This is a genomic window from Sinorhizobium sp. BG8 (assembly GCF_016864555.1).
GTDB lineage: Bacteria > Pseudomonadota > Alphaproteobacteria > Rhizobiales > Rhizobiaceae > BG8.
Window position 1 is genome coordinate 1737074 of sequence record NZ_CP044011.1, and the last position, 26058, is coordinate 1763131.

At 63.2% G+C, this 26058-nt stretch carries 27 protein-coding genes; 16 read left to right on the forward strand and 11 right to left on the reverse strand.

What is annotated here, in order from left to right; genetic code table 11:
• Positions 1-8 precede the first annotated feature (8 nt).
• Positions 9-641, forward strand: coding sequence for a F0F1 ATP synthase subunit B (locus F3Y30_RS08010; protein ID WP_203425933.1), 633 nt, complete (start codon positions 9-11; stop codon positions 639-641).
• A 12-nt stretch (positions 642-653) separates the two neighbouring features.
• Positions 654-1139, forward strand: a complete 486-nt coding sequence (locus tag F3Y30_RS08015; RefSeq protein ID WP_203425934.1) for a F0F1 ATP synthase subunit B — start codon at positions 654-656, stop codon at positions 1137-1139.
• A 444-nt stretch (positions 1140-1583) separates the two neighbouring features.
• On the opposite strand, the gene F3Y30_RS08020 is transcribed toward F3Y30_RS08015, so the two are convergent.
• On the reverse strand, positions 1584-2303 hold the full coding sequence (locus F3Y30_RS08020) for a ribonuclease HII (RefSeq protein WP_203425935.1): 720 nt from the start codon (positions 2301-2303) through the stop codon (positions 1584-1586).
• A gap of 213 nt (positions 2304-2516) precedes the next feature.
• Positions 2517-3674, reverse strand: a complete 1158-nt coding sequence (locus F3Y30_RS08025) for a PA0069 family radical SAM protein (RefSeq protein WP_203425936.1) — start codon at positions 3672-3674, stop codon at positions 2517-2519.
• Between the two features lie 201 nt (positions 3675-3875).
• On the opposite strand from F3Y30_RS08025, the gene F3Y30_RS08030 reads away from it, so the two are divergent.
• Positions 3876-4403 (forward strand): glycosyl transferase, encoded by a 528-nt coding sequence (locus F3Y30_RS08030; RefSeq protein WP_203425937.1) that lies wholly within the window; start codon positions 3876-3878, stop codon positions 4401-4403.
• Between the two features lie 18 nt (positions 4404-4421).
• Here the strand turns inward: F3Y30_RS08030 and moaB are convergent, their stop codons facing one another.
• The 4 genes from moaB to F3Y30_RS08050 form a co-directional block, all read right to left on the reverse strand.
• Positions 4422-4964, reverse strand: a complete 543-nt coding sequence (gene moaB / locus F3Y30_RS08035; protein WP_203425938.1) for a molybdenum cofactor biosynthesis protein B — start codon at positions 4962-4964, stop codon at positions 4422-4424.
• Positions 4965-5873, reverse strand: coding sequence for a 4-(cytidine 5'-diphospho)-2-C-methyl-D-erythritol kinase (locus F3Y30_RS08040; RefSeq protein WP_203425939.1), 909 nt, complete (start codon positions 5871-5873; stop codon positions 4965-4967).
• A 6-nt stretch (positions 5874-5879) separates the two neighbouring features.
• A complete protein-coding gene (locus tag F3Y30_RS08045) occupies positions 5880-7718 on the reverse strand; it encodes a tetratricopeptide repeat protein (RefSeq protein ID WP_203425940.1) in 1839 nt (612 codons plus the stop codon).
• Positions 7719-7868: 150 nt separating this feature from the next.
• Positions 7869-8885, reverse strand: a complete 1017-nt coding sequence (locus F3Y30_RS08050; protein ID WP_203425941.1) for a polyprenyl synthetase family protein — start codon at positions 8883-8885, stop codon at positions 7869-7871.
• Positions 8886-8995: 110 nt separating this feature from the next.
• On the opposite strand from F3Y30_RS08050, the gene F3Y30_RS08055 reads away from it, so the two are divergent.
• Positions 8996-9217 carry a DUF2007 domain-containing protein gene (locus F3Y30_RS08055; protein ID WP_203425942.1) on the forward strand — a complete coding sequence of 74 codons (222 nt, stop codon included), beginning with the start codon at positions 8996-8998 and terminating at the stop codon, positions 9215-9217.
• Entirely contained in the window at positions 9214-10011 is a 798-nt protein-coding gene (locus tag F3Y30_RS08060; RefSeq protein WP_246752908.1) for a methyltransferase, read from the forward strand. The genes F3Y30_RS08055 and F3Y30_RS08060 overlap by 4 nt, the downstream gene beginning before the upstream one ends.
• A gap of 7 nt (positions 10012-10018) precedes the next feature.
• Here F3Y30_RS08060 and F3Y30_RS08065 read toward each other — a convergent pair whose 3' ends face one another.
• Positions 10019-11347: an Nramp family divalent metal transporter gene (locus F3Y30_RS08065; RefSeq protein ID WP_203425943.1), complete on the reverse strand. Its 1329-nt coding sequence runs from the start codon at positions 11345-11347 to the stop codon at positions 10019-10021.
• 232 nt (positions 11348-11579) lie between these two features.
• On the opposite strand from F3Y30_RS08065, the gene F3Y30_RS08070 reads away from it, so the two are divergent.
• The 4 genes from F3Y30_RS08070 to F3Y30_RS08085 all read left to right on the forward strand — a co-directional run bounded on the left by F3Y30_RS08070 (position 11580) and on the right by F3Y30_RS08085 (position 15112).
• A complete protein-coding gene (locus tag F3Y30_RS08070; protein ID WP_203425944.1) occupies positions 11580-12455 on the forward strand; it encodes a S49 family peptidase in 876 nt (291 codons plus the stop codon).
• Between the two features lie 148 nt (positions 12456-12603).
• Positions 12604-12795: a hypothetical protein gene (locus F3Y30_RS08075; RefSeq protein WP_203425945.1), complete on the forward strand. Its 192-nt coding sequence runs from the start codon at positions 12604-12606 to the stop codon at positions 12793-12795.
• A gap of 185 nt (positions 12796-12980) precedes the next feature.
• Complete coding sequence (locus F3Y30_RS08080) at positions 12981-14051, forward strand: NAD-dependent epimerase/dehydratase family protein (RefSeq protein ID WP_203425946.1); 1071 nt, start codon at positions 12981-12983, stop codon at positions 14049-14051.
• Positions 14052-14149: 98 nt separating this feature from the next.
• Entirely contained in the window at positions 14150-15112 is a 963-nt protein-coding gene (locus F3Y30_RS08085) for a glycine--tRNA ligase subunit alpha (protein WP_203425947.1), read from the forward strand.
• 49 nt (positions 15113-15161) lie between these two features.
• Here the strand turns inward: F3Y30_RS08085 and F3Y30_RS08090 are convergent, their stop codons facing one another.
• Entirely contained in the window at positions 15162-15350 is a 189-nt protein-coding gene (locus F3Y30_RS08090; RefSeq protein WP_203425948.1) for a hypothetical protein, read from the reverse strand.
• Between the two features lie 130 nt (positions 15351-15480).
• Positions 15481-15678 carry a hypothetical protein gene (locus F3Y30_RS08095; protein ID WP_203425949.1) on the reverse strand — a complete coding sequence of 66 codons (198 nt, stop codon included), beginning with the start codon at positions 15676-15678 and terminating at the stop codon, positions 15481-15483.
• A gap of 247 nt (positions 15679-15925) precedes the next feature.
• Between F3Y30_RS08095 and F3Y30_RS08100 the strand changes: the two genes are divergently transcribed.
• The 4 genes from F3Y30_RS08100 (at position 15926) to F3Y30_RS08115 (ending at position 21322) form a co-directional block, all read left to right on the forward strand.
• Positions 15926-16474 (forward strand): LemA family protein, encoded by a 549-nt coding sequence (locus tag F3Y30_RS08100; protein WP_203425950.1) that lies wholly within the window; start codon positions 15926-15928, stop codon positions 16472-16474.
• A 31-nt stretch (positions 16475-16505) separates the two neighbouring features.
• Positions 16506-18452, forward strand: a complete 1947-nt coding sequence (locus F3Y30_RS08105) for a DUF2207 domain-containing protein (RefSeq protein WP_203425951.1) — start codon at positions 16506-16508, stop codon at positions 18450-18452.
• Between the two features lie 161 nt (positions 18453-18613).
• Entirely contained in the window at positions 18614-20728 is a 2115-nt protein-coding gene (glyS, locus tag F3Y30_RS08110; protein WP_203425952.1) for a glycine--tRNA ligase subunit beta, read from the forward strand.
• Positions 20729-20827: 99 nt separating this feature from the next.
• A complete protein-coding gene (locus F3Y30_RS08115; protein ID WP_203425953.1) occupies positions 20828-21322 on the forward strand; it encodes a DUF523 domain-containing protein in 495 nt (164 codons plus the stop codon).
• 109 nt (positions 21323-21431) lie between these two features.
• On the opposite strand, the gene F3Y30_RS08120 is transcribed toward F3Y30_RS08115, so the two are convergent.
• A complete protein-coding gene (locus F3Y30_RS08120; RefSeq protein WP_203425954.1) occupies positions 21432-21923 on the reverse strand; it encodes a plant virulence effector HPE1-like domain-containing protein in 492 nt (163 codons plus the stop codon).
• Between the two features lie 126 nt (positions 21924-22049).
• Positions 22050-23321 (reverse strand): phosphoribosylamine--glycine ligase, encoded by a 1272-nt coding sequence (gene purD, locus F3Y30_RS08125; RefSeq protein ID WP_203425955.1) that lies wholly within the window; start codon positions 23319-23321, stop codon positions 22050-22052.
• Positions 23322-23577: 256 nt separating this feature from the next.
• Between purD and F3Y30_RS08130 the strand changes: the two genes are divergently transcribed.
• From F3Y30_RS08130 to ubiA, 3 genes are all read left to right on the forward strand, one after another.
• The gene (locus F3Y30_RS08130; protein ID WP_203425956.1) at positions 23578-23961 is read left to right on the forward strand and encodes a VOC family protein; all 384 of its coding nucleotides are present in this window, start codon (positions 23578-23580) and stop codon (positions 23959-23961) included.
• 337 nt (positions 23962-24298) lie between these two features.
• Positions 24299-25045: a MipA/OmpV family protein gene (locus tag F3Y30_RS08135; RefSeq protein WP_246752909.1), complete on the forward strand. Its 747-nt coding sequence runs from the start codon at positions 24299-24301 to the stop codon at positions 25043-25045.
• Between the two features lie 56 nt (positions 25046-25101).
• Positions 25102-26055: a 4-hydroxybenzoate octaprenyltransferase gene (gene ubiA, locus F3Y30_RS08140; RefSeq protein ID WP_203425958.1), complete on the forward strand. Its 954-nt coding sequence runs from the start codon at positions 25102-25104 to the stop codon at positions 26053-26055.
• Positions 26056-26058: the final 3 nt, after the last annotated feature.

The window sequence follows — 26058 nt, forward strand, 5'->3', positions numbered from 1 at the left end:
AGGTGAGCATGTCTGCGACCCCGGCTCTGGCCGAGTCCACCCCTATCAAGATCGCTCAGGCTGAGACGACGACGGAAACGCACGACGCCGCTCCTGCGGGCGAGGTGCATACCGAAACCGGTGTCCCGCACGGCGAAGAACACGCGACCGGCGTCTTCCCGCCTTTCGACCAATCCACATTTGCTTCGCAGCTCCTCTGGCTGGCGATCACCTTCGGCGTCTTCTACCTGATCATGTCGAAGATCGTCATTCCGCGTATCGGCGGAATTCTGGAGAACCGCCACGACCGTATTGCTCAGGATCTCGACGAAGCGTCCCGTCTGAAGGCTGAAGCCGACGCCGCGATCGCGACATACGAGCAGGAACTCTCGGCCGCCAAGTCCAAGGGTCATGCTATCGCCGCTGATGCGCGCGACAGCGCCAAGGCTCGTGCCGACGCTGAACGTGCCAAGATCGAAACCTCGCTCCACGAGAAGATCGCGGCTGCTGAAACCCGGATCGCCGACATCAAGTCGAAGGCCCTGGCAGATGTTGGCTCGATCGCCGAGGAAACGGCAGCGGCTGTTGTCGAAAGCCTCATCGGCGGCAAGGTCGCCAAGGCGGACATCTCGTCTGCCGTCAAGTCGGCCGCGGCAGAGTAAGGAGCGCTTCTCATGGCATTTGATGCAACTTTCTTTGCATTCGTCGGTCTCGTACTCTTTCTCGCCCTGATCGTTTACCTGAAGGTGCCGGGCATGATGGCGAAGTCGCTTGACGCGCGCGCCGACAAGATCGGCAACGAGCTGGCGGAAGCCAAGCGCCTGCGTGAAGAGGCCCAGCACCTGCTGGCCGAATACCAGCGCAAGCGCAAGGACGCCGAAGCCGAGGCTGCAAGCATTGTCGCTGCCGCCGAGCGCGAAGCGGAAATGCTGACCGCCGAGGCCAAGCAGAAGACCGAGGAATACGTCACCCGTCGCACTGCTCTTTCCGAGCAGAAGATCAAGCAGGCCGAAGCGGACGCGATCAATGCAGTTCGCTCCGCAGCGGTTGATCTCGCCATTGCGGCTGCCGAAAGCGTCATTGTCGCCAAGAGCGATGCCGAGACCGGCAAGGCTCTGTTCGACAAGGCGATCGGTGAGGTCAAGTCTCGTCTGAACTGAGACACCAGGCAGATTGCATGATTTCAAAAGGCCGGAGAGATCCGGCCTTTTTTCGTTGTTGAACGTTCCTCCGATCCCCCGCTTCTCCGGATTGCCGGTTGGGGCAGCGCGACACCACTCAGGTGACGACGCTCCTTCTGCATGCTCCGACAGGCAGAGGAGGGTGGTAGATGTCCACCTGGATCACTCGAGGCTTCTCTGTCGCTGCAAGCAGATGTACTCGCACGAACCATTCGCTCGGCTGCACAACGGCCGGACCAGCGCGCTCCCGCCGGTGAATTCTGCTGCAGCATGGCACCGAAAGGTGGAAGCGGTCTCGGGAACAGGATGTGCTGAAGGATAGCGGGTAGAAGCCTGCAGAGCCGAATTCACGGATAGCCGCACGTGTTTTGCAGCGTAGGAGACGACCGTTAGGTCTGCAGACTGCGTGCGAAGCGCCCCGTATCAAAGATCGATCGGCAGTTCACCTTCTGCCGCGGCGTGCAGGATGTCATCGTCGTCCGTCTTGAAGGGACGGAAGCTCATACGGTGAATGGAGCAGGCGCCGAGTGTCGTGATCGCCTGGCGATGGACCGCAGTGGCGTAGCCGGCGTGAACAGCGAAGCCGTATCCGGGGTGAGTGGCATCCGCGCGCGCCATCATCCGGTCGCGCACGACCTTGGCGACGATCGAGGCTGCCGAGATGGAGAGCGACCGGGCGTCCCCCTTCACCACGGCCCGCCCGTCGCAGGAGAGTCCCGGAGGAACGTCGCGTCCGTCGGCGAGCACCAGCTTTGGTGTCACTTCCAGCCCCGCAACGGCCCGGCACATGGCGTCGAGGCTAGCCTTGCGGATATCCGTGCGGTCGATATGGCGCGCACCACTGGAAGCGACTGAGACAATCGAGGAGGCCAGGATCATAGAAAACAGGCTCTCCCGGATCTCGGCCGTCAGTTGCTTCGAATCGTGCAGGCCATCTGGAATGTTGTCGGGATCGAGAATCACGGCCGCGGCGACGACAGGGCCCGCAAGCGGTCCGCGGCCGGCCTCGTCGGTTCCCGCCACCGGCCACAGCCCGGATTTCATTGCAGAGAGTTCCATCTCGAAGTCCGGCCCTGAGGGCAGGTCGAAAAGGAGGCGGGAATCGGAGGATGCGCGTCGAGACATGCGGCGAAACTCGCACATCCTGCCGATTCCCTGCAAGTCCCCGGCAAGGGGCGGCGCCGGGGGAGGCCGGCGCCGCCGGGACAGGAGGGCGGGGCCGGAAGGTCGAATGCCTGTTGCGCGTCGACACGCGCCGCAGTCGGGGTGATGGGCCGCTAGACGCCGCGGCCGTTTCGATATCGCACTGCGCTTGAAGCAGCTTCGCAGGCGGCGTCCGGTTCCGGACGGCGCATCTCAGAGCAAGGATAGCTGCACGCCGCTACCGGATGGTGGCACGAAGAGGTCTGTCGCAAGCGATCTGCGGCTGCGGGTCAGTTCCAGCCGCTTCGTCGCCATCTCGAAACGCCGCGCGATCTGCCATGCATAGGGGCCGGCGCCCTTCATCCGCTTGCCGAATTCGGCGTCATAGTCCTTGCCGCCACGCATCGAACGCACCAGCGACATGACGTGCCTGTAGCGATCGGGATAGTTTCGAAGCAGCCAGTCGCGAAACAGCGGGCTCACCTCGAGCGGCAGGCGCAAAAGCACGTAGCTTGCCTCCGAAGCGCCGGCTGCCTTGCCTGAATCGAGAACCCGCTCGATCTCGTGATCGTTGAGGCCGGGTATGACCGGCGCCATCATCACGGAAACCGGAACGCCGGCATCGGACAACGACCTGATGGCCTCGAGGCGCTTGGCCGGCGTGGATGCGCGCGGCTCCATCGTGCGGGCGAGCTTGCGGTCGAGCGTCGTCACCGAGAGACCGACCCACGACAGTCCGCGCTTGGCCATGCGCGACAATATGTCGATGTCACGCATGATCATGGCCGACTTGGTGACAATGGAGACGGGATGGTTGGCCGCTTCCAGGACTTCGAGGATCTGGCGCATGATGCGCCACTCCTTCTCGATCGGCTGGTAGGGGTCGGTGTTGGTGCCGATCGCGATGACCCGCGGCTTGTAGCCCGGTTTCGATAGTTCCCGCTCGAGCAGCCGCGGCGCATCCGGCTTCGCAAAAAGCTTCGCCTCGAAATCGAGCCCCGCGGAAAGCCCCATATAGGCGTGGGACGGACGAGCGAAGCAATAGATGCAGCCATGCTCGCAACCCCGGTATGGGTTGACCGAGCGGTCGAAGGGAATATCCGGCGACTCGTTGCGGGTGATGATCGTGCGCGGCTTCTCGACCTGTACCTCGGTCTTGAAGGGCGGAAGATCCTCGATCGAATCCCAGCCGTCGTCGAATGCCTCGCGCGCCAGCGGTTCGAAACGCCCGGAGAAATTGAGCCCTGCACCCCGCCCGCGCCGACGATCGATTTCGATCCTCATGCCCGACTGCGCCATCATGGCTTCGGCAACGTCTTTCGTATTGGCGGGCGCAAGCGCACCCTGCCTGATGTCGGCAAGTTCGTTCATGGGGTTCTCCTGGCGAAGAAGCGACTCTCCGTTCCAATGACTATATTCCTATCCGGAAAAAGAGAACATTGCAAGAACAAACTTTATCGCCCCGGCAAGCGAAACCCGCATGAGGCGTACTGCCGCGTTGTGCGGTAACCATGGTTGCATTCTGTGACAATGCCGGTGGCATTCGTTGGTGCGATGCGGTATGTCAGGAAAATGCTGACAATCATGATGGAATGCAGGGACAACGAGGCCGAACTGGCCCAAACCTTGTCCGCGCTGGTTTCGGGCGCGGTCGAGGGTCTCGTGCGTGACGTCATTATCCTCGACCTCGGCTCGCGTGATGGTTCATGCCGAGTGGCTGATGCCGCCGGCTGCCGGTTCCTGACGCATTGGGACATGAAGGACGTCGTGCGCTCGGCGCGCGGCGACTGGCTGATGCTGCTCGAGCCGGGTTCGCGGCCGCTCACGGGCTGGGTGGATGTCGTGCAGGAATATGTGGCCCTGAACCGTTCCCCAGCGCGTTTCACCGGTTCGCGCAATCACAGGCGACCGTTCTTCAAGCGCTTCGGAAGGCGGCTTGCACCGCTGGAACGCGGATACCTGGTGTCGAAGCGGCAGGCGTCAGCCGTCGTGCGCACGGGGATGCGACTGGAACAGATCGCCACGGGCCATGCGACGAGAAATCTCGTGGCGGAGATCGTTCCTGCCTGGGCAGTGAAGGCGCTTCGCGCCGAGGACTGACGGACGCAAGCGGCCGGTTCAGCCGCGTTTCAGATGCTCGTCGAGACGGGGCATGATCTCCACGAAATTGCAGGGCAGGTGACGATAGTCGAGCTGCAGTCGCAGGATGCCATCCCAGGCGTCGCGACAGGCGCCCGGCGAACCCGGCAGCACGAAGATGAACGTCGAGTTGAGAACGCCGCCGGTCGCGCGGGACTGAATCGTCGAGGTTCCGATCTTGTCGTAGGAGATGCGGTGGAAGACCTCGGAGAAGCCGTCCATGCGCTTCTCGAACAATGGCTCCAGCGCCTCTGGCGTGACGTCGCGGCCAGTGAAGCCGGTCCCTCCAGTGGTGATGACGACGTCGATTGCCGGTTCGAGCGTCCAATCCGTTACCTGGGCGCGGATGAGCGCAATTTCGTCCGGCAGGATCTGCCGTGCCTCGAGCCTGTGCCCCGCGTCCTGGATCCGCTGGGCCAGCAGGTCGCCGGAGCGGTCATCGGCCATCGTGCGGGTGTCGGAAACGGTCAGAACCGCTATTCCCACCGGTATGAAAGGTCTTGTCGTTTCGAGTGTTGCCATTCAGGGGCTCCCCGCAAGGGTTTCTGTCGCGGCGACGAACCAGTCCGGCCGAAGCCGCGAAAGCGTCTCCTGTGCCTTCACTGCATCGGACCGGGGCCCGTATATCCCAAAACACGTTGCCCCAGAACCCGACATCCGCACAAGGCTTGCCCCGCTCTCCTCGAGCAGCGCTGCCGCCTCGCCAATCTCCGGCACCAGCACCCGCGCGGGCGGCTCGAGATCGTTTCGCATGCCTTCGAGGATGAAGGGCCACTCGACCCGTGTCCGGGGACTGTCGGGAAGAACGAGCGGATCGTTCGCCTTGGAGGTGAGCAGCCGGAAGACGAGGGGCGTCGAGACGGAAACGAGAGGGTTGACGAGCACCAGGGAAAGCGCGGGGAAATCCCTGAGCGGCAGAAGCTCTTCGCCGATCCCGCGCGCGAGCAGTGGGGTGGAGGCAACGCACATCGGCACGTCTGCGCCGAGCTGAGCCGCCATATCCATCAGATCGCCTTCCGCTATCGGTGCCCGCCAGAAGCGGGGAAGGGCGCGCAGCACGGCCGCCGCATCCGCCGAGCCGCCGCCGATGCCGGAAGAAACCGGAAGGTTCTTTTCGAGGTGGAGATGAAGCGGCGGTGCGGCCATGGCGCGGCTGGCGAGCCGCTGGCGCAGGAGATCGCGTGCCCTGATCACGAGGTTGTTGCCGGCATCGCTCTCGCCGAGCGCACCCGCAAAGGGACCGGAAATGGTGAACTGGTCCTCTTCGGCTGCCATCACCCCGAGCCGGTCGCCGAAGGCGCAGAAAGTCACCAGGGTCTCGAGGAGATGATAGCCGTCCTCGCGCTGGCCTACGACGTGGAGCGCGAGGTTGATCTTTGCCGGCGCCGGCTCGACGATGGCAAAGCCGGCAAGCCCGTCATGTCCGCTCATCCGGAATCAGGACTTCTTGTCCGCCTCCGTTCCTTCCGGAGAAGGATTCTTGACCGGCTTGGCACCGTCGGAGGCTTCTGCTGCAGCCGGAACGCTCTTGGTCAACGGCGGAAGGCCGTTTGCGATCTTTTCCTTGATCTTCGGGATCTGGTCTTCTTCCGGCTTCAGGCCGAGCGCGCGGTTCCACTGGAAGGTCGCCTCGAGCTTGCGCCCGACACGCCAGTAGGCGTCGCCAAGGTGATCGTTGATGGTGGCGTCGCCGGCCTTCAGCTCCGCTGCCCGCTCGAGCTCGTTCACCGCGTCATCGAACTTGCTGAGGCGGAAGTACGCCCAGCCGAGCGAGTCGACGATGTAGCCATCATCGGGCTTGAGGTCGACGGCCTTGCGGATCATGTCGAGCCCCTCGTCGAGGTTCTCGTTCATGTCCACCCAGGAATAGCCGAGGTAGTTCAGCACTTGTGGCTGGTCCGGATTGAGCTCCAGCGCCTTGCGGAAGTTCGGCTCCGCGAGGTCCCACTTCTTCTGGCGCTCATAGGCGATGCCGCGCTGGAAGAAGACACTCCAGTGATTGCGGGAAGGCACGGAACCGATGATCTCGACGGCGCGATCGTAGTTCTCGCCCATCTCCTTGTATTCCTTGGCATCGGACAGCACGCTTCCGTAGGCGAGATAGCTGCGCAGGTCCGTGGGGTCCGCTTCGATCAACGCCTTGAGGTGCTTCTTCGCCTCGTCCACCTTGCCGGTGTCCGCGAGGTTCAGGCCGAGCTGCAGTTCGGAAATCCGCCGCATCGGCGATTTCTCGGGAACGGCGCGGTAGTACTTGATGGCGTTTTCCGGCTTTTGCTGGTTTTCCGCCAGGCCGCCGAGAAGAACCAGCACGTCGTCGCTTTCGGGGTCGAGCGCGCGGGATGCCTGCAGATAGAGCGTGACGATGTCTTCCGCGCCCTCGCGGTTCAGTGCCCCGCCGACGGAGAACATGACGGCCGCCGCACCCTGGGCTGCGGTGCGAACCTGCTGCTCCTGCTTCTCGCCCTTTTCGATGCTCTGGCGAAGCGCCTTCAGGGGCGCATAGCTCGGAACGAGATTCTCGCCGACGGCGATTGCGTCGAGTGCCTTCTGCTTGTTGCCCTCGCGAGCCTCGAGGCGCGCCAGCGCCTGGACCGCCCGCATGAACGTGTCGGGAGCGGCCGCGCCGCCGTTGCGATCGAGGATGGCGTCGTTGAGGCGCGCACGCGCGGTCGTCTTGTCACCGGCAGCCGCGGCCAGAACGCCGGCATGATAGTTCTTGAAGATGCCGAACCATTCCGGGCCCTTCATGCCTGAAATCAGCGAGAGCGCCTCCTTCGGATGGCCGTCGCCGAACTTGGCCCAGGCTACCAGAAGGTTGTTCATCAGCCGGTCGAGGTCGTTCGGTCCTTCATAGTTCAGGATCTTCTGGGCGCTCTTGTATTCCCGCTTGCGGATGGCTTCCATGCCGCGCATGACGGTCGTGATGCGCTCCACCGACGCGTCCGATTTGAGGGCGTCGGCGATCTTTACGCCTTCGCTGAAATCGCCGTTCATCAGCAGGGTGATCATCAGCCTCTGCTTGACGTCCGCATTGGTCGGATCGAACTGCAGCGCAATCTTGTACAGCGCGACGGCTGTCGCATAGTCCTTGTCGAAGTCCGCCGTTCTGGCAGCCAGGAAAGCGCCGGAGAACGAATTGGTCGTCATCGGGTCGAATGGCGTTTCGGCAGCCGGCGGAGCAGCATCCTCGGCAAGAGCGGGCGGGAGGGTCGCCAAGGCGACGCCAGCCACGACGGCCACGCTCGAGAGAAGACGGAAGATAAGTGAATGCCGCATCAACATGCCTTTCGATTGTGATCGCCCGCGCGCCCGCGCGGGCCATCTCCGTCATGACCGATCCAGAGGTGCTGGACTCATGACGTTAGAGAATGGCTTTTTTGGCGCGGTGCGGCAAGAATTTCCTGATGGTCCGAAAACAACTTTTGGTTAGCTGACGCGAGCGATCGAGAAGTCGATCACTTCAAGCAGCGCCGCTTTCCACGGTGTCTCCGGCAGAGGCGCGAGAGCGTCACGGGCGATTGTGCCGTAGTGACGTGCGCGTGCGATCGTATCGGAGAGCCCGCCATAGCGGTTGATGAGCGCGAGCGCACGTTCCAGATTGGCGTCGCTGCTCTGGCCGTCCTCAAGCGCCTCGCGCCAGAAAGCCCGGTCCTCCGCAGTGCCACGCCGCCAGGCGAGAATGACCGGCAGCGTGATCTTGCCTTCGCGGAAGTCGTCGCCGGTGTTCTTGCCGAGGTCGGCGGCCTTTCCGCCGTAATCCAGGGCGTCGTCGACGAGCTGGAAGGCGAGGCCGAGGTTCATGCCGTAGGATTTCAGCGCATTGCGCTCGGCCTTGCCCGCATTGGCAATGATCGGTCCGACTTCCGAGGCAGCTGCGAAGAGAGCCGCCGTCTTGGCCTTGATCACCTCCAGGTAATCGTCCTCGGTCGTCTCCATGTTCTTGGCGACCGAAAGCTGCATGACTTCGCCTTCGGCAATCACCGTCGCCGCGGTGGAGAGCACGTCAAGTGCGTCCAGCGAACCGACCTCGACCATCATCTTGAAGGCCTGCCCGAGCAGGAAGTCGCCGACGAGAACGCTGGCCTGGTTGCCCCAGATCATCCGGGCGGTCGATTTCCCGCGCCGGAGATCGCTTTCGTCCACCACGTCGTCGTGGAGAAGCGTCGCCGTGTGCATGAATTCGACGCTTGTCGCCAGCTTCACGTGATGATCGCCGCCATAGCCGAACATCGAGGCCGCCGCGAGCGTCAGCATCGGCCGCAGGCGCTTGCCGCCCGAGGAGATCAGATGGTTCGCCACTTCCGGAATCATCTGTACGTCGGAACCGGCCTTCGACAGGATCAGCTGGTTCACACGCTCCATGTCAGCCTTGGTCAGATCGACCAGCGGCTTCACCGAAGCCTGTTTGTTTTTGCTCTCTTCAAGCGGTATCACGACGCCCAACTGCCCGGACTCCTGTTCATTTCCGTCGCGAGACAATAGAAAGGGGGGCTTGGCCGGGCAAGAGGCGAAATGTCCCGACCTGCGAAAACTGACGGGAAAATGAAGAGAAAATGATCGAGCTGATACGCACCAACGATGCAGTCCTCCTGTCCTTCGCTGAAAGCCTGATGAAGGAAGCAGGCATTCATTGCTTTATCGCTGACCGTGCCATGAGCGTGCTTGAGGGTTCCCTCGGCATGCTGCAGCAACGCCTGATGGTGGACGAGGAGCGGGCCGACGAGGCGCGCCGCATTCTCAAGGATGCCGGCCTTGAGGGGGAGCTCCGGTCTTGACCACGCCGAGGCCGCCCAAGGCGGATACTGTCGATGCCTTTCACCGGGGTCGTTTCCATCTGGTGCAGCCAGGCGGCGAGGGACATCGCTCCGGGATGGACGCCATGCTGCTTGCCTCGCTTGTCGCCGCCGAAGGGCCGATCCTGGTCGCCGACCTCGGGGCCGGCGCGGGTGCGGCGGGGCTTGCCGTGGCGTCGCGGATCGAGGGCGCCGAGGTCCTGCTGATCGAACGCTCTCCCGTCATGGCGGAGTATGCCCGCAGGAGCATTGCGCTCGGGGAGAACGTTCGCCTCGCCGGCCGGATAACGGTTCTCGAAGCGGACGTCACGCTGACCGGAAAGGCGAGACTCGCGGCCGGCCTGCAGGACGAGATTCACGACCACGTGATCATGAACCCGCCGTTCAACGATCTGGCCGATCGCAGGACCCCGGACCGGCTGAAAGAAGAGGCCCACGCCATGGAGCATGGCCTGTTCGAGAGCTGGCTGCGCACGGCGGGCGCGATCATGAAGCCGGGCGGTCAGCTGTCCCTGATCGCTCGGCCCCAGTCCATTGCCGACATCATTGCAGCCTGCGGCAAGCGCTTCGGCGGCATCGAAATCACGCCACTTCATCCGCGTTCCGGCGAAAACGCCGTGCGCATTCTCGTGACCGCCATCAAGGGATCCCGGGCCCGCCTGTCGCTGCGGGCACCTCTGATCATGCATGACGGGGAGGGACACCGTTTCTCCGCCTTCGTCGACGATCTCAACAATGGCAGGGCGGCCTACCCGAGAAAGCGGCCGGCCGCTTAGCGGGTGGTCAGCTGACGAAATCGAACAGCAGCTTCACGTTCAGCACTGCGATCGTAACGGCAACAAGGTAGGCTATCGCCACGAGCCAGCGGGGTGCGACCATTTCCCCCATCTTCGCCCGGTCGGCCGTGAACATCACCAGCGGAAAGACCGCGAAGGACAGTTGCAGGCTCAGCACGACCTGGGTGAGGATCAGCAGCGCCGAGGTGCCGCCGTCGCCATACCATATGGTGACGCCGGCGGCGGGCACGATGGCGATCGCACGCGTCATGAGCCTGCGCATCCAGGGCTTCAGCCGTATGCGCAGGAAGCCTTCCATCACGATCTGTCCCGCAAGCGTCGCCGTCACGGTCGAGTTGATGCCGCAGCAAAGCAGGGCGATGCCGAACAGCACCGGTGCGATCGCGGCGCCGAGGAGCGGGGAGAGCAGGGAATGTGCCTCGCCAAGTTCCGCGACCTCCGTGCGGCCCGTGGCATGGAAGGCGGAGGCGGCCAGGATGAGGATGGACGAGTTGATGACGAGGGCGAAGGTGAGCGCGATCGTCGAATCGATCGTCGCAAAGGTCAGTGCCTCCCGTTTCTCGGCGAGCGTCTCGCCATAGGCGCGAGTCTGTACGATGCCCGAGTGCAGGTAGAGATTGTGAGGCATTACCGTCGCGCCGAGGATGCCGAGTGCGAGGTACAGCATGTCGGGATTCGTGACGATCTCGGTGGTCGGCGCAAAGCCCTTGATCACCTCGCCCCAATTGGGATCGGCCAGCACGATCTGGACCGCGAAGCAAATGGCGATCACGCCGAGGAGCGCAATGATCAATGCCTCGATCCAGCGGAAGCCGAGCCGCTGCAGATAAAGGATGAGAAAGACGTCGAACGCGGTGATGAGAACGCCGATTTCGAGCGGGATCCCGAAAATGAGATTGAGGCCGATCGCAGTGCCGATCACTTCCGCGATGTCGGTTGCGATGATGGCGATCTCGGCGAGAAACCAGAGGACGATCGACACGGGCTTCGGATAGGCATCGCGGCAGGCCTGTGCGAGGTCCCGTCCGGCCCCGATGGCAAGGCGGGCGCACAGCGACTGCAGTATGATCGCCATGATGTTCGAAAGCAGGGCGATGGTCAGGAGCGCGTAGCCGAATTTCGATCCGCCGGCGAGCGAGGTCGCCCAGTTTCCCGGATCCATGTAGCCGACGGCGACCATGTAACCCGGTCCCATGAAGGCTGCGGCCCGTCGAAATGCGGAACGGCCGCCGACCGCCACGCTGCGGTACACTTCCGAGAGCGACGGATCGCCCGGTTGGTGCTTCCATCCTGCCTGCCGATTGCGTTCGAGCATGGTGCTGGCCGTTATCCCAAAAGCATAAATGATAATAAGAATGATTTGCAATAATGCCGCATTCGCGCGCTTTGACAAGGCCGTATCTTCGCGAAGATGGCTGAAACGCCTCGTTCGGTGCCGCCGGGGCGCAGGTCCAAGGGGTTTTTGAGTTGTCGGCATTGTGTTTTTCGGTCGCGTGCATACATCTGGCGCATGTGGTGAATGAATGAACGGGAGACCGGAAGTCGACATGGGTGGATTACTGAGGAAGCTGGTGCCGAAGCGGTTCCGCAAGGAGGGCATCACCATTCCCGTCGTGAGACTGCATGGCACGATCATGGTTGGCGGCAACCAGTTTCGGCCGGCGCTCAATCTGGCTTCCGTATCGCAGCCGCTGGAGCGGGCATTTTCCTACAAGTCTGCCCCCGCCGTCGCAGTGTCGATCAACTCGCCCGGCGGCTCTCCCGTACAGTCTCGGCTGATCTTCCAGCGCATCCGCGACCTCGCAGCCGAGAAGGACAAGCGCGTTCTCGTGTTCGTCGAGGATGTCGCGGCATCCGGCGGCTACATGATCGCTCTGGCCGGAGACGAGATCATCGCCGACCCCACCTCGATCGTCGGTTCCATCGGTGTGGTTTCGGGCGGCTTCGGCTTTCCCGAACTCTTGAAGAAGATCGGCGTCGAGCGCAGAGTGTACACGGCCGGCGAAAACAAGGTGATCCTGGATCCCTTCAAGCCGGAACGCGAAGCGGACATCGAGTATCTGAAGTCGCTTCAACTCGAGATTCACGACGTTTTCATCCGCATGGTCCGTGAACGCCGTGGGCCGAGATTGGCGGACGCTCCCGATATTTTCTCGGGTCTGTTCTGGACAGGGCAGCGGGGGCTTGATCTGGGCCTGGTGGACGGCCTCGGCGATATGCGCAGCGAGATCCGCAAGCGCTTCGGCGACAATGCGCGTCTTGAACTCGTCTCAGCTTCGCGCGGGCTCTTCGGTCGCAAGCTTCCGGGCGTGATCGGCGGCGGGTGGGGCGCCGACATGCCGGAACGGCTCGGTTCGGCCGGCGTTCAAGCCATTGCCGAACTCGCCGAGGAAAAGGCGCTATGGGCGCGTTACGGCCTGTGAGTACGGAGCTGGTGATTGTCTCCCGAAGGCAGGGAACGGTTTCGGGACTAGACAAGCGCGAAGACAAGAACACGCCATGCGTTGTACACGGATCTGAAAGACTGCGCCACGCAACAAAGAAACGGAACGACCCCAGGGGAATGTGCAGATGCCGCAACTGATATTCCTGCTCATCGTGGCGGCCGTCATCTGGCTCGGTTACCGCAAGTTCGTAAAGGATGCGGAGCGTCTCACCCGCGCCCGCCGGCAAGCGGAGAAGGAACGGGAAACCGGCGCGATCGGTACGCTCGTAAAGGACCCGGAAACCGGCGAGTATCGGGTGCGCCGAAACGGGGAATAGGCACCAGGTCATTCTGTTCCCCTTCGGGACGCGCCATGCCTCGACCTGTCGCAGGATGAGGCATTAACCACGCGGCGTAAGGTTAACCGTCGATAAAGGTTCATCGAGCGGGGCTGCACCATTGGTGGCGGCTACATTTTCAGCGAACGTGTGCCCATAGAGGCTCGAATCGCTGTGCAGGTGCCATGTCGTCGCTTGATCTATCCAGTATCCGTACAATCGTCGTGACCGGCGGTGCCGGCTTCGTCGGCTCGCACGTGGTCGACGATCTGCTGCGAACCTGCCCCCAGGCGCAGATCCGCGTGGTGGATGCGTTCACCTCCACAGGCCTGATGTCCAATCTCGATGCGGCGTTCCTTACTGGAAGGGTGATGTTGCGCCAGGGCGACGTCGGCAATCTCGATCTCATGACCGAGGTCATGAGGGATGCGGACCTGGTGGTGCATGCAGCCGGTGAAAGCAGTCTGGAACGCTCCTACACGGCTCCGGAGCGCTTCAGTCTCTCCAATGCCATCGGGACGCAGGTCGTGGTCGAGGCCATGGCGCGCACCCGGGTGCCCTTGATGATCCATATGAGTTCGGTCGAGGTGTATGGCTCGGGCGCGGTAACTGCGCTCTCGGAACAGGCGGCGCTCCGCCCGGACAATCCCCGGGGCGGATCGAAAGCCGCGGCCGAGATGCTCATCGCCGGGCTTTGCCAGTCCTATGGTCTCGACATTCGCGTCTTGAGGCCCGTCAACATCGTCGGGACCCGCCAGAATGTGGACAGGCTCGTCCCGCGTTTCGTCGAGTTCGCACTGGTAGGCAAGCCGTTGACCATCCACGGCGATGGCATGCAGAGGCGCGGCTTCGTGACCGTTTCGGATTTCTGCGCGGCACTTCGCACGGTCGTCTCGCGCGGGATGCGCAATGCTGTCTACAACGTCGCGAGCGGAGAGGACCACGCGGTGCTCGACGTCGCGCAGATGGTCCTCGATCACCTGCCTGGCTCCGGTTCCGAAATCGTGTTTTCCGGCGGACGCGCCCAGAATGTCAGTCATCCCGAGATCGACGCCTCCGCGCTCGAGGCCCTCGGCTGGAAGGCGACGGGCAGGCTCGCGAGCGCACTCCCGGCAATTGCCTCCTGGCATCGGGGGCGCATGCCGGCCGCCGCACGTCAGGCGGTCGCCGCGGTGCCGGAACTCGCGCCAAGAAGCGTTCGCGCGGTTGTCCAGCCGGCAGGCTCCGGCCTGTTCCGCTCACTCGAGCGCCATTGACAGGGACCTCTGCAGGAAAGCCGGGTCGCGGCCCTTGACCCTTCGGTCGCGCCGTGGCACCTGTCCGCCACCTCTTTGACGACTGCCGGACCGGACCGATGACCTCTGCCGCCCTTCCAGATCACATGCACCCCACGCGCTCCTTCCAGGGGCTGATCCTGACGCTCCACAACTACTGGGCGGACAAGGGTTGCGCGGTGCTGCAGCCCTACGACATGGAAGTCGGCGCAGGGACGTTCCATCCCGCGACCACGCTGCGCGCGCTCGGCCCGCGCCCCTGGAAGGCTGCCTACGTGCAGCCGTCCCGGCGTCCGTCCGACGGACGCTACGGCGAGAACCCGAACCGGCTCCAGCATTACTATCAGTATCAGGTCATCCTGAAGCCGAATCCTTCCAACCTGCAGGAACTCTATCTCGGGTCGCTTGCTGCAATCGGCCTCGATCCGCTGCTGCACGACGTCCGCTTCGTAGAGGACGACTGGGAAAGCCCGACGCTCGGCGCCTGGGGCCTCGGCTGGGAGTGCTGGTGCGACGGCATGGAAGTATCGCAGTTCACCTATTTCCAGCAGGTCTGCGGCATCGAATGCTCGCCGGTTTCGGGCGAGCTGACCTATGGTCTCGAGCGCCTCGCCATGTACGTGCAGGGCGTGGACAACGTCTACGACCTCAACTTCAACGGCCGCGAGGGCGACGAGAAGATCACCTACGGCGACGTCTTCCTGCAGGCCGAGCAGGAATATTCGCGCCACAATTTCGAATTTGCCGACACCGAAATGCTTCACCGTCATTTCATCGACGCGGAAAGGGAGTGCCTGGCGCTTCTCGCGGCCGGCGCTCCCGGCGACGAGGGCAACCAGCAGCTCCACAAATGCGTGCTGCCCGCCTATGACCAGTGCATCAAGGCATCGCACGTCTTCAACCTGCTGGATGCGCGCGGCGTCATCTCGGTCACCGAGCGCCAGAGCTACATCCTGAGAGTACGCACTCTGGCGAAGGCCTGCGGCGAAGCCTTCCTGCTGACGGATGCGGGTGGGGTGAACTGGGCAAGCAAGGCGGCCTGAACGAATAGGGGGCTGTTCTGCCCTCTGCCTGGACTTTCGACTGACGGATCTAGCGTGACCGGCGCTTCTGGACCCTGACCGGGACTGGGCAGCGCTTCACGGCCCTCTGGCGAAGCACGAAGCTTGCACCCCAGGCGGCGGCGAGGGCGAGGATAACGGGATACAGCATCTCTATGGTCGTCATGGCCGGCTGCGCTTCTGCTCTGGAGTTGGTGGCAAACGCGGTGGATACAGGCATGTACCGCCCTGTGGCGGGCATTCGACTTGGTATGGTTCAGAGATAGCCTATTTCAGCGGATCGTCATATCGCGAGAATCAACTAGATCCGATCCTCGCACGGCAGACGGCTCTTCGGCAACTGGCAGTTGTCAGACGACATCGCTCCACTTGATGCCGAGTTCCCACATTGGCTTCAGCGTCGGGAAATCGCCCGTCGGAACCTGGCCGGCGTAGGTCTGGAGCGCCCGGCGCACACCCGTCGGCCGGTCGTCTGCGGAGCCCGTCGTGTAGGCGAGGAACAACGCGCTGAAAGCGATGATGTTGAGGGTGAGCGCGAAGGTTTTCATGGCGACGGTCTTCGGATTGGAGTGGCTGCTATGACGCCACTATCGACCCGATCGCCGGTTCGCGCGGTTCCCTGGGAAACATCGTGGTGGAAGGGTGGGCGTGCGCAGGTTTCGCTCACCACAAAGTCCAAAAATCGGCATCGATTTTCCGGATGGATTGTGCACTAACTGAACGCACCCGCCACTGGTCGTGCGTGCCGGTCGCGAAACGCCACGCGGGAGCGAGAAAAAGACAACGGAGGGTGGGATGATCGGTTTGGCAATTGCCGTCGTGGTGGTTCTCTACGGAGTGATCATCTACAACGGGCTGGTCAAGGCGCGGCAGACCAAGGAAGAGGCCTGGTCCGGCATAGACGTCCAGTTGAAGCGGCGTGCGGATCTCATTCCCAATCTCATCGAGACCGTGAAGGGCTATGCGGCCCACGAAAAGGGCACGCTGGAAAGCGTCGTCGAACTGCGCAACAAGGCCCAGTCCGTGCCGCCCGGCGACGTTGCGGGGCGCGCCCAGGCGGAGGGCCTGTTGAGCCAGGCGCTTGGAAAGCTCTTCGCGCTCGCCGAGGCCTACCCGGACTTGAAGGCCAACCAGAACTTCGCCGAACTTCAGAAGTCCCTCGAAACGATCGAGGGCGAGATTCAGATGTCGCGCCGCTACTACAATGGCGCGGCCCGCGACCTTAACGTCAGGGTGGAGAGCTTCCCCTCCAATCTCATCGCCAACGTCTTCAAGTTCGACAAGGCTAGTTTCTTCGAGATCACCAATGAAGCCGACCGGGCGGTTCCGAGCGTCAAGTTCTGATACCGGCAGAAGGGAGCTGGGAGGCGCGCAGATGACGAGATGCGGGGTTCTTCTCACGGTCGTTCTGGCGCTGTTTTTCGCCGGTGCCGTCCGGGCGGCCGAATTCATCGACAGTTTTCACGCGGAGATCGTCGTCGCCAAGGACGGCACACTGACGGTCACGGAGACGATCAGGGCGAACGCCGAGGGCAACCAGATACGGCGCGGCATCTATCGCGATTTTCCGCTGACGTTTCTCGATGACGCGGGCCGCAAGCACTGGGTCGGGTTCGACATCGTGCGTGTCGAACGCGACGGCAAGGAGGAGCCCTACCATACCGAGAGAAGCAGCGACGGCATCCGCATCTATTTCGGCGCCGAGGATGTCTTTCTTTCGCCCGGCATGCACGACTTCCGCCTGACCTACGAGACAACGCGTCAGATCCGCTTCTTCGAAGGCCATGACGAGCTCTTCTGGAACGTCACCGGCACGGAATGGGCATTTCCGATCGAGACCGCCACCGCGAGCGTCTCGCTGCCGACAGGTGTAGAGCCGGACGACCTTACCGTGTTCACCGGTGCCTATGGCGCGACCGGCAAGGATGCCAATGCCAGCTACGAGGGCGGAAAGGCGGAATTCATAACGACCCGGCCGCTGCGTGCCCACGAGGGATTGACGATCGGCGTCCGGATGCCGTCGGGGAGCATCGATCGCCCGTCAAAGACCCAGGAGCACATGTGGTTCCTGCTGGATCATCTCAACGTCATCCTCGCTTTCGCCGGGCTCGCCGTGGTGGGCGCGTACTATACGACGTCGTGGACGTCCGCCGGGCGCGACCCTCCAGGAGGCGTGATCGTGCCGCGGTGGGATGCCCCGGAAGGGGCTTCTCCAGCGCTCGTCAACTACATCGACGGCAGGGGGTTCGGGGGGCAGGGCTGGACGGCCCTTTCCGCCTCTTTCCTCAATCTTGCGGTCAAGGGCTATGTGGTGCTCGAAGACCTCAAGCAATCGATCGTGGCGACACGGACCGAAAAACCGGTGCAGGACAAGCTTCCGACCGGTGAGGCGGTGCTGATGAAGGCGATCGGCGGGACGGGCTCGCGGTTCATCATCGACAAGGGCAACGGCACCCGAGTCCAATCGCTGGGGGGTGATTTCCGTGATGCGATGGAGAAGGAGCACCGCAACCAGTACTACCACGCCAACTGGGGATACATTGCAGGCGGCATCGCGCTTTCGGCCGCCTCGATCGCCGCGCTGGTGATTTTCGGAAACCTGTCCGAGAACGGCATCGCCATGGTGGTCATGCCGGTGTTCATTTCCTTTTTCGTGGCGATCTTCGCCGTGACCTTCGGGCGATCCCTGAAGGGCACGCGCGACATCAAGTCGAAGATCCTGGCGATCGCCGTCATCGCCTTCATCCTGTTCGTCGGCTTGAGCATCCTGGTCTCGATCGTCGTTGCCGTGATGACGACGGCGTCGCTCACCGACGATCTGCCGCTCCTGGGCGCCATCGGCGGAATCATTCTGGTCAACCTGCTGTTCTATTTCCTGATGGGCGCTCCCACTCCGATCGGCCGCAAGATGATGGATGGCATCGAGGGGCTTCGTCGCTATCTGACGCTCGCCGAGCAGGACCGGATGAACATGATGGGGGCGCCGCAGATGTCGCCGCGCCACTTCGAGACCCTGCTGCCCTATGCCGTGGCGCTCGGAGTGGAAAAACCCTGGACCGATACTTTCGAGCGCTGGCTGGTGGCAGCCACTGCCGCCGGCGTCGCGGCGGCGGCCTATCAGCCCCTCTGGTATGCTGGCGACCGCTTCAATCCTGATCGCTTCTCCGACCGTATCGGCGGCTTTGCCGGCTCCATGGCCGACAGCCTCACCTCGTCCCTGCCGCCCCCGCCGAAGAGTTCGTCCTCGGGATTTTCCTCCGGCAGCAGCGGCGGCGGCTTCTCCGGTGGCGGTGGAGGCGGTGGAGGCGGAGGCGGATGGTAGTGCCCGCGATCCGGTGACGGCCGCTGAATACGCAAAAAAGCTGCCACCACTCCGGTGCCTACGCCACGCGGTCGACTTTTCCTCATTGCATGGATGACTTTTGCCGCGTGGCTTGCTAAGTCCGCCCCAGTCCAACGATCCTCACGAAAAAGCATCCATCCATGCCCGATCTCCTGCTCGAACTCCGCTCCGAGGAAATCCCCGCCCGCATGCAGCGCAAGGCTGCCGGGGATCTGAGAAAGCTCGTCACCGATGCACTCGTGGATGCGGGGCTCACCTACGAAGGTGCCAAGGAATACTGGACGCCGCGTCGCCTTACCCTCGACATCCGCGGTCTGAACGCCCGGTCGGCCGATATCCGCGAGGAGCGCAAAGGCCCGCGAACCGACGCCAACGAGAAGGCGATCGAAGGATTCCTGCGCGGCGCCGGGCTGAGCTCGATCAGCGAGGCGCACGTTCACAGCGATCCCAAGAAGGGCGATTTCTATGTCGCCCACATCGTCAAGCCCGGCCGCGGAGCCGAGGAGATTATCGCTGAGGTCATGCCGGGCATCGTCCGCGACTTCCCCTGGCCGAAGTCGATGCGCTGGGGGGCAGCGTCCGCAAGGCCGGGCGCGCTGCGCTGGGTTCGCCCGCTGCAGTCGATCGTCTGCCTTTTCGGCTCCGAGACCGAGGAGACGCGCGTCGTTGCCTTCGAAGTCGACGGGATTGCTGCCGGTAACGTCACCTTCGGGCATCGCTTCCATGCGCCCGAGGCCTTCACCGTCCGGCGCTTCGATGACTACGTGGCGCAGCTGGAAAAGGCGAAGGTGATCCTCGATGCGGAGCGCCGCAAGCAGATCATCGCGGCAGATGCCGCCAATGTAGCCTTCGCCAACGGCCTTGAGCTGGTCGAGGATGAGGGCCTTCTCGAAGAGGTCTCCGGCCTCGTCGAATGGCCGCAGGTGCTGATGGGCACCTTCGAGGAGGAGTTCCTGGCGATCCCCTCCGAGATCATCCGCTTGACGATCAAGACCAACCAGAAGTGTTTCGTCACGCGCGCGCCCGGCGAAGAGAAGCTCTCCAACCGCTTCGTCCTCGTCTCCAACATCGAGGCAAAGGACGGCGGCAAGGAAATCGTTCACGGCAACGGCAAGGTGGTGCGCGCGCGCCTTTCGGACGCCAAGCACTTCTGGACCCGGGACCAGGGGGACCTGCCGGATCTCGAGACGCTCAAGCCGTCCGCGGAAAAATTCGGCCTCGATCTCGCCAGACCGCTCGACCAGCGCATGGCCAAGCTCGACGCCCTGAACGTGACCTTCCACGCAAAGCTCGGCTCGCAGGGCGAGCGCGTGGCGCGCATCCGGACGCTGGCCGCCGCTCTTGCAAAGGCGACCGGCGCAGATCCCACGCTGACGGACCGGGCGGTCGTGCTTGCCAAGGCCGATTTGCGCACCGAGGCAGTCGGGGAGTTCCCCGAGCTCCAGGGCATCATGGGCCGCAAGTACGCCCTTCTCCAGGGAGAAGCGCCTGCCGTCGCGGAAGCGATAGAGGACCACTACAAGCCGCAGGGACCCTCGGACCGCGTCCCCACCGATCCGGTGGCGGTAACGGTGGCGCTCGCGGACAAGCTGGATACGCTCGTCGGCTTCTGGGCCATCGACGAAAAGCCGACGGGATCCAAGGACCCCTACGCCTTGCGCCGGGCAGCACTCGGCGTCATCCGCATCCTTCTCGAACGCGGCATCCGGTTGCCTCTGTTGACGGTTGCAAGTGATCTCGACCTGCTCTCCTTCTTCCACGATCGTCTGAAGGTCTATCTCCGCGATCTCGGCGCGCGCCATGACCTGATCGATGCCGTCCTGACTCCCGACGCCGACGACCTCCTGATGGTCGCGCGCCGCGTCGAGGCGCTCACGGCCTTCATCACCTCGGAAGACGGCCAGAACCTGCTTGCCGGCACGAAGCGCGCCACGCAGCTCCTCGCCGCTGAGGAGAAGAAGGGCACGACGATCGCGGCTGCCGTTTCGGCGCATCTGTTCCGTCTCGACGCGGAAAGGGCACTGTTTGCAGCGGTCGAAGTCGCCGCCCGGGATGCTGCCGCCGCTGTCGCGGGCGAAGACTTCCGTTCCGCCATGGAGGCGCTGTCGAAGCTTCGCGCACCCGTGGACACCTTCTTCGACGACGTTCTCGTCAACGACGAGGATCCGGCGATCCGGGCCAACCGTCTGGCCCTTCTGAAGATGATCCGTACCGCGACCGGCGCCGTCGCCGATTTCTCCAAGATCTCGGGCTGACGGAAGCGCTCGAGCGACGGCTGCATGTCAGTCGGCCGTCGCCGCCACCGCGCCAAAGCGCGCTTGCGCCTGCGCCCCGGTTGGGATTAACAGATCGGCATGCTGCCGAAGATCCTCATCAGTGCCTGTCTCATGGGACTGCCAGTCCGCTACAACGGTTCTGCGAAGCCGCTCCTGCACGAAGCGGTCGACCGTTGGAAGGCGGAAGGCAGGCTGGTGAGCCTCTGCCCGGAGCTTGCGGGTGGCTTTGCCGTGCCGCGTCCGCCGGCGGAAATCGAGCGCGCGATGAACGGCGACGATGTTCTGGACGGCCGGGCCCGGGTGCTGGAGGTGACCGGCGGTGACGTGACTGCAGCCTATATCGATGGCGCGCGGATCGCCCTTGCGGTGGCGCGGGAAAACCACTGTCGCTTCGCACTCCTGATCGATGGCAGCCCTTCCTGCGGGTCAGGCTTCGTGTATGACGGCAGCTTTTCTGGGCGCAGGCACGCCGGGCAGGGGGTCACTGCTGCCTATCTCCAGCGCAACGGCGTGGAGGTGTTTTCCGACAGCGAAGTTGATTTTCTTGTTGAGAAAATCGCGGCATTACCCTGAAAACGCTTGCGCCCCCGCTTCTCTTCAGGGGCGCAAGACATCCGCCGAGGCGGATGCCCGATCGGGCCCGTGGGGGCCGATGGGGCAGGGAACGTTGATAAATATGCGATCAATTGAGGCGTAATTCAAACCGGGACGGATCAAACTCGCGTGATTCGCCCGCGGAGGCGGCATTGGCCGGCATGGCGCCACTTGCCGCCGCCGCATCCAGCGCACCCGTCTTGAGATTGGAGTCGACAGGGGTGATCGCCGCATCGACGGCGGTGTCCGCCGCTTGGGGTTCCGCCTTGGCCGCTGCCGAGGGTTGGTCCGGAGCCGTGTTGACGAAGACAACAGGTGAACCGCCGAACCAGGCTTCGGTGCGGAACATTTTCTTCTCGCCGTTGACGTCGCGGATCTCGATCTTCTGCGTTCCCGGAGCGATCTCGCCCACGTTATAGCTGTGGGCCTTTTGCTCTTCCTTGAGAGCCGGGCAGTGGTCGCAACTGATCACTTCCACGCTTTTTTCCGACTGGTCGCCGGGTACAAGGCGCTCCACGGACCCCGCCAAGGCTGGCGTGGCAAGGACCGCAATCGCAAATGTGGACAACAGACGGCGCATTCGGAGCTACTCCCCTGATCTTTCAACCGGAGAATATGCGTTCTCCGTTACGTTCCGGTCAGGAGAAATGGTAAAATTTGAATGACTTGCCGGTTTTTCTTCGTAAACCTTTGAAAGGCCTCGAGGCTACGCCTTCTCGCGCGCCACCGCCCGCCAGCCGATGTCGCGACGGCAAAAGCCGTTCTCCCATACGACCTTGTCGAGCTCGGCATAGGCTGCCTTCTGTGCCGCCTCCACGGTCGAAGCCACGGCGGTGACATTGAGTACGCGGCCGCCGGTCGCCACCAGTTTGCCGTCCTTCAGCGCTGTGCCGGCATGAAACACTTTGGTGGAGGCGCCATCGGCCGGGATGCCGTCGATCGGCGTATTCTTCGCGTACGAACCCGGATAGCCCTTGGAGGCCATGACGACGGTCAGTGCCGTATCGTCCTTCCACTCCGCGGAGACCTGGTCGAGCGTGCCCGTCGCAGCGGCGTAGAGTAGCGGCAGAAGGTCGGTCTTCAGCCGCATCATCAGCACCTGGCATTCCGGGTCGCCGAAGCGGACGTTGTACTCGATGAGTTCGGGCCCCTTCTTCGTCACCATCAGCCCGGCAAACAGCACGCCGGTGAAGGGATGGCCGTCCTGCTCCATGCCCCGTATGGTCGGCTCGATGATCTCCTTCATCGTCCGCTCGACGATGTCCGCGGTCATCACCGGCGCCGGGGAATAGGCGCCCATGCCGCCGGTGTTCGGTCCCGTGTCGCCGTCGCCGACGCGCTTGTGATCCTGGGCGGAGGCAAACGCCAAGGCGGTCTTGCCGTCGCAGAGGCAGAAGAAGCTCGCCTCCTCGCCGTCGAGGAAGGCCTCCACCACCACCTCGGCGCCCGCGGAACCGAAGGCACCGTCGAAGCAGTCGTCGATCGCAGCGAGAGCTTCCTCGAGCGTCATCGCCACGGTCACGCCCTTGCCGGCGGCAAGTCCGTCTGCCTTGACGACGATCGGCGCGCCTTCGGCCCTGACATAGGCCTTGGCCGCCTCCGCATCCGTGAAGCGCTGATAGGCACCGGTCGGGATGTCGTATTTGGCGCAGAGATCCTTGGTAAAGCCCTTCGAGCCTTCCAGTTGTGCGGCAGCGGCCGATGGGCCGAAGACCGCTACGCTAGCCGCGCGCAGCTTGTCGGCAATACCAGCGACGAGCGGCGCCTCAGGCCCGACCACGACGAAGGTGACGCCGTTTTCGCGGCAGAACCGGATCACCGCCTCGTGATCGTCGGTATCGAGCGCCACGAGTGTCGCGCATTCCGATATGCCGGGGTTTCCCGGGGCCGCATAGAGCGTCGTAAGCTGCGGGGATTGCGCCAGCTTCCACGCCAGCGCGTGTTCGCGTCCACCAGATCCGATCAGCAGAACTTTCATTGCAAGACCCTCGAGCCACTGTTTGAAGGCGGGTTAAGGGCGTGCGTCCCAAAGGTCAAGGGCCGGGGCACCCAAAGGATCCCGCGGATGCGTCTCTCCTCTGGAAGGGAGGGCTTCGGCAATCTACCCGAGGTCAAACGCGGACGTTCACTTCATTCCCTGAAAATTCCTCTGTAGAATGCCGGTGACTTCCATTTTCAACCCGCGCCGCGGCCGCCGGAAGGTGGCCCGGCAATTCCAGTGTCGGGAGACAGGAATGTCAGACACTTCAGTCAATGTGCGTTACATGGTCGACGACGTCGATGCTGCCGTCGAATGGTATGTCCGGCATCTGGGCTTTTCGCTTATCTCCAACCATGCCCCCGCTTTCGCTGACGTCAAACGGGGGGCGTTGCGGCTGTTGCTCAGCGGGCCGACCAGCTCGGCGGGAAGGCCGATGCCCGACGGCGAACAGCCGCGGCCCGGCGGCTGGAACCGCATTCACCTCGTCGTCGATGACTTGCTTGCCGAGGTCGCTCGCTTACGCATTGCCGGAGTGCGCTTGCGCAACGATGTCGTCACAGGGCCCGGCGGATCGCAAATTCTCCTGGTTGACCCCTCCGGGAACCTTGTAGAGCTATTCCAGCCGGCCCGGCGCTGACCTTCGATCTCGTGGCAAGGTCATCGACGCGTCGCCACGCGGCATGTCGGCCACCATGGCAAGGTCCACCCATCCGCAGGCTTGCCCATTGCGGGCAATCAGAAGAGTTGCAGTATATTTTGGCCACAATGCCGGAAAATGTGGGTCACCTTTCTCCGGACTTAAGGCGAATGGTTAGTGCATCGGTAACGCAACCCGGTTAGTGTTCGCCGTCCCGCCCGGATTCGTCCTGACGATACCGGGGTGAATGTCGTTGCATCGTCGAGGTTTCGTTTTGAGTTTCTGCTTCCGTCCCGCGCTTTCGATAGGTCTTCTTCTGGCATCCCCGGTGGTCTCCTTGGCCGCCGATGGTTCCCACTGGTGGTCGGGCGACTGGTACCTGAAGCTCGGAGCATCCGGTTTCTATGCGCCGCGCTACGAGGGCTCCGACAGTTACCTGCTGCAGGCGAGCCCGATGATCTCTCTCGGCAAGCATGGCAATCCCGTGCGCTTTTCATCGCGCAACGACAATGCATCGTTCGGACTGTTTGACTATGGGGCAATGAGGGCCGGCCTCACCGGCAAGCTCGTCATGCCGCGGGACAAGGACGATTCCGATGATCTGAAGGGCCTGAAGCCGATCGATTTCGGCGTCGAGATCGGCGGTTTCGCCGAAGCCTATCCGACCGACTGGCTGCGCGTTCGCGGCGAAGTCCGCCAGGGCATCCGCAGCCACACCGGCGTCGTCGCTGACTTCGCCGCCGATGCGTTCACGGATGTGGCGCCGGACATCCGCATTTCCGCCGGCCCGCGCCTTTCCTTCGCGTCGAACGACTACATGGACGCCTACTACGGTGTGAACGCGTCTGAATCGGCCAAATCCGGGCTGAGCCAGTACAATCCGGGCGGTGGCATCCATTCGGCCGGCGTCGGTGCCGAGATCACCTGGAAGGCGACGGACAAGATCGATACGAGCGCCTTCGCCGAGTATACGCGGCTCCTCGGGGATGCCGCCGATTCCAGCCTGGTCAAGGAGCGCGGCTCCGCCAACCAGTTCCTGGTCGGGGTGTCGGCGACCTATCGCTTCGATTTCACCGTTCCTTGACGGCGGGCCGTTCGGTCGGGGTTGACGAACGCTTCGCTTGAGTTCAGACCTCGCCAATGAGCTTCCATTCCTCCGACAACGGGCGCGTCGCCGACGCGCCATCCGACAACTGGGTTTACCGCGTTCTGCCGCGCTCTGCCTGGCCCTATGCGCAGCTTGCGAGATGGGACAGGCCGATCGGCTGGCAGTTGCTGATGTGGCCGTGCTTCTGGTCGGCGGCCCTTGCGGCCAATGTCGCCCGTGAGATCGGAACGCTGGATTTCGGACGGTTCGCCTTCTACCTGTTCCTGTTCTTCGTCGGCTCGGTGGCCATGCGCGGCGCCGGCTGCACCTACAACGACCTTGTCGACCATGAGATCGACCAGGCGGTGGCGCGCACGCGTTCGCGCCCCCTGCCGTCCGGTCGTGTCAGCCGCGGGCAGGCAAAACTGTTCCTCGTGCTCCAGGCCCTGATCGGGTTGGTGGTGCTGCTGCAGTTCAACGTCTTCTCGATCGTGCTCGGGATCGCGTCCCTCGTCGTCGTCGCGATCTATCCCTTTGCCAAGCGCTTCACGGACTGGCCGCAGTTCTTCCTCGGTCTCGCATTTTCCTGGGGTGCCCTGATGGGGTGGGCCGCGGAGCTTGGTAGCCTTGCGCTTGCGCCCCTCTGCCTCTTTGCCGCGGCGGTGACCTGGACGGTCGGCTACGACACGATCTACGCCCACCAGGACAAGGAAGACGATGCTCTGATCGGGGTGCGGTCGACTGCGCGCCTTTTCGGCGAGAACACGGCACGCTGGCTGATCGCGCTCTATAGCGCGACCGTGCTGCTGATGGCTCTTGCCTGCTATCTGGCAAATGTCGGGATCGTCGCCTATCTCGGCCTCGGCGTTGCAGCGCTCCTGCTCGCATGGGAGATCGTGACGCTCGACATCGACGATCCGGAGCAGTGCCTCGTGCTGTTCAAGTTCAACAGCGTCGTCGGCCTGACCATTTTCGCAGGCTTCGTCGCGGCACTTCCCTTTGCCTGAGCG

Coding starts and splice junctions, on each gene's coding strand:
- moaB (WP_203425938.1), bottom strand. CDS start 4,964: ATGGCAACACTCGAAACGACAAGACCTTTCATACCGGTGGGAATAGCG.
- F3Y30_RS08130 (WP_203425956.1), top strand. CDS start 23,578: ATGTCAGACACTTCAGTCAATGTGCGTTACATGGTCGACGACGTCGAT.
- F3Y30_RS08065 (WP_203425943.1), bottom strand. CDS start 11,347: ATGCTCGAACGCAATCGGCAGGCAGGATGGAAGCACCAACCGGGCGAT.
- F3Y30_RS08045 (WP_203425940.1), bottom strand. CDS start 7,718: ATGCGGCATTCACTTATCTTCCGTCTTCTCTCGAGCGTGGCCGTCGTG.
- F3Y30_RS08040 (WP_203425939.1), bottom strand. CDS start 5,873: ATGAGCGGACATGACGGGCTTGCCGGCTTTGCCATCGTCGAGCCGGCG.
- F3Y30_RS08055 (WP_203425942.1), top strand. CDS start 8,996: ATGATCGAGCTGATACGCACCAACGATGCAGTCCTCCTGTCCTTCGCT.
- F3Y30_RS08030 (WP_203425937.1), top strand. CDS start 3,876: ATGCTGACAATCATGATGGAATGCAGGGACAACGAGGCCGAACTGGCC.
- F3Y30_RS08115 (WP_203425953.1), top strand. CDS start 20,828: ATGCTGCCGAAGATCCTCATCAGTGCCTGTCTCATGGGACTGCCAGTC.
- F3Y30_RS08090 (WP_203425948.1), bottom strand. CDS start 15,350: ATGCCTGTATCCACCGCGTTTGCCACCAACTCCAGAGCAGAAGCGCAG.
- glyS (WP_203425952.1), top strand. CDS start 18,614: ATGCCCGATCTCCTGCTCGAACTCCGCTCCGAGGAAATCCCCGCCCGC.
- F3Y30_RS08085 (WP_203425947.1), top strand. CDS start 14,150: ATGACCTCTGCCGCCCTTCCAGATCACATGCACCCCACGCGCTCCTTC.
- ubiA (WP_203425958.1), top strand. CDS start 25,102: ATGAGCTTCCATTCCTCCGACAACGGGCGCGTCGCCGACGCGCCATCC.
- F3Y30_RS08095 (WP_203425949.1), bottom strand. CDS start 15,678: ATGAAAACCTTCGCGCTCACCCTCAACATCATCGCTTTCAGCGCGTTG.
- F3Y30_RS08010 (WP_203425933.1), top strand. CDS start 9: ATGTCTGCGACCCCGGCTCTGGCCGAGTCCACCCCTATCAAGATCGCT.
- F3Y30_RS08020 (WP_203425935.1), bottom strand. CDS start 2,303: ATGTGCGAGTTTCGCCGCATGTCTCGACGCGCATCCTCCGATTCCCGC.
- F3Y30_RS08015 (WP_203425934.1), top strand. CDS start 654: ATGGCATTTGATGCAACTTTCTTTGCATTCGTCGGTCTCGTACTCTTT.
- purD (WP_203425955.1), bottom strand. CDS start 23,321: ATGAAAGTTCTGCTGATCGGATCTGGTGGACGCGAACACGCGCTGGCG.
- F3Y30_RS08070 (WP_203425944.1), top strand. CDS start 11,580: ATGGGTGGATTACTGAGGAAGCTGGTGCCGAAGCGGTTCCGCAAGGAG.
- F3Y30_RS08105 (WP_203425951.1), top strand. CDS start 16,506: ATGACGAGATGCGGGGTTCTTCTCACGGTCGTTCTGGCGCTGTTTTTC.
- F3Y30_RS08120 (WP_203425954.1), bottom strand. CDS start 21,923: ATGCGCCGTCTGTTGTCCACATTTGCGATTGCGGTCCTTGCCACGCCA.
- F3Y30_RS08080 (WP_203425946.1), top strand. CDS start 12,981: ATGTCGTCGCTTGATCTATCCAGTATCCGTACAATCGTCGTGACCGGC.
- F3Y30_RS08075 (WP_203425945.1), top strand. CDS start 12,604: ATGCCGCAACTGATATTCCTGCTCATCGTGGCGGCCGTCATCTGGCTC.
- F3Y30_RS08025 (WP_203425936.1), bottom strand. CDS start 3,674: ATGAACGAACTTGCCGACATCAGGCAGGGTGCGCTTGCGCCCGCCAAT.
- F3Y30_RS08100 (WP_203425950.1), top strand. CDS start 15,926: ATGATCGGTTTGGCAATTGCCGTCGTGGTGGTTCTCTACGGAGTGATC.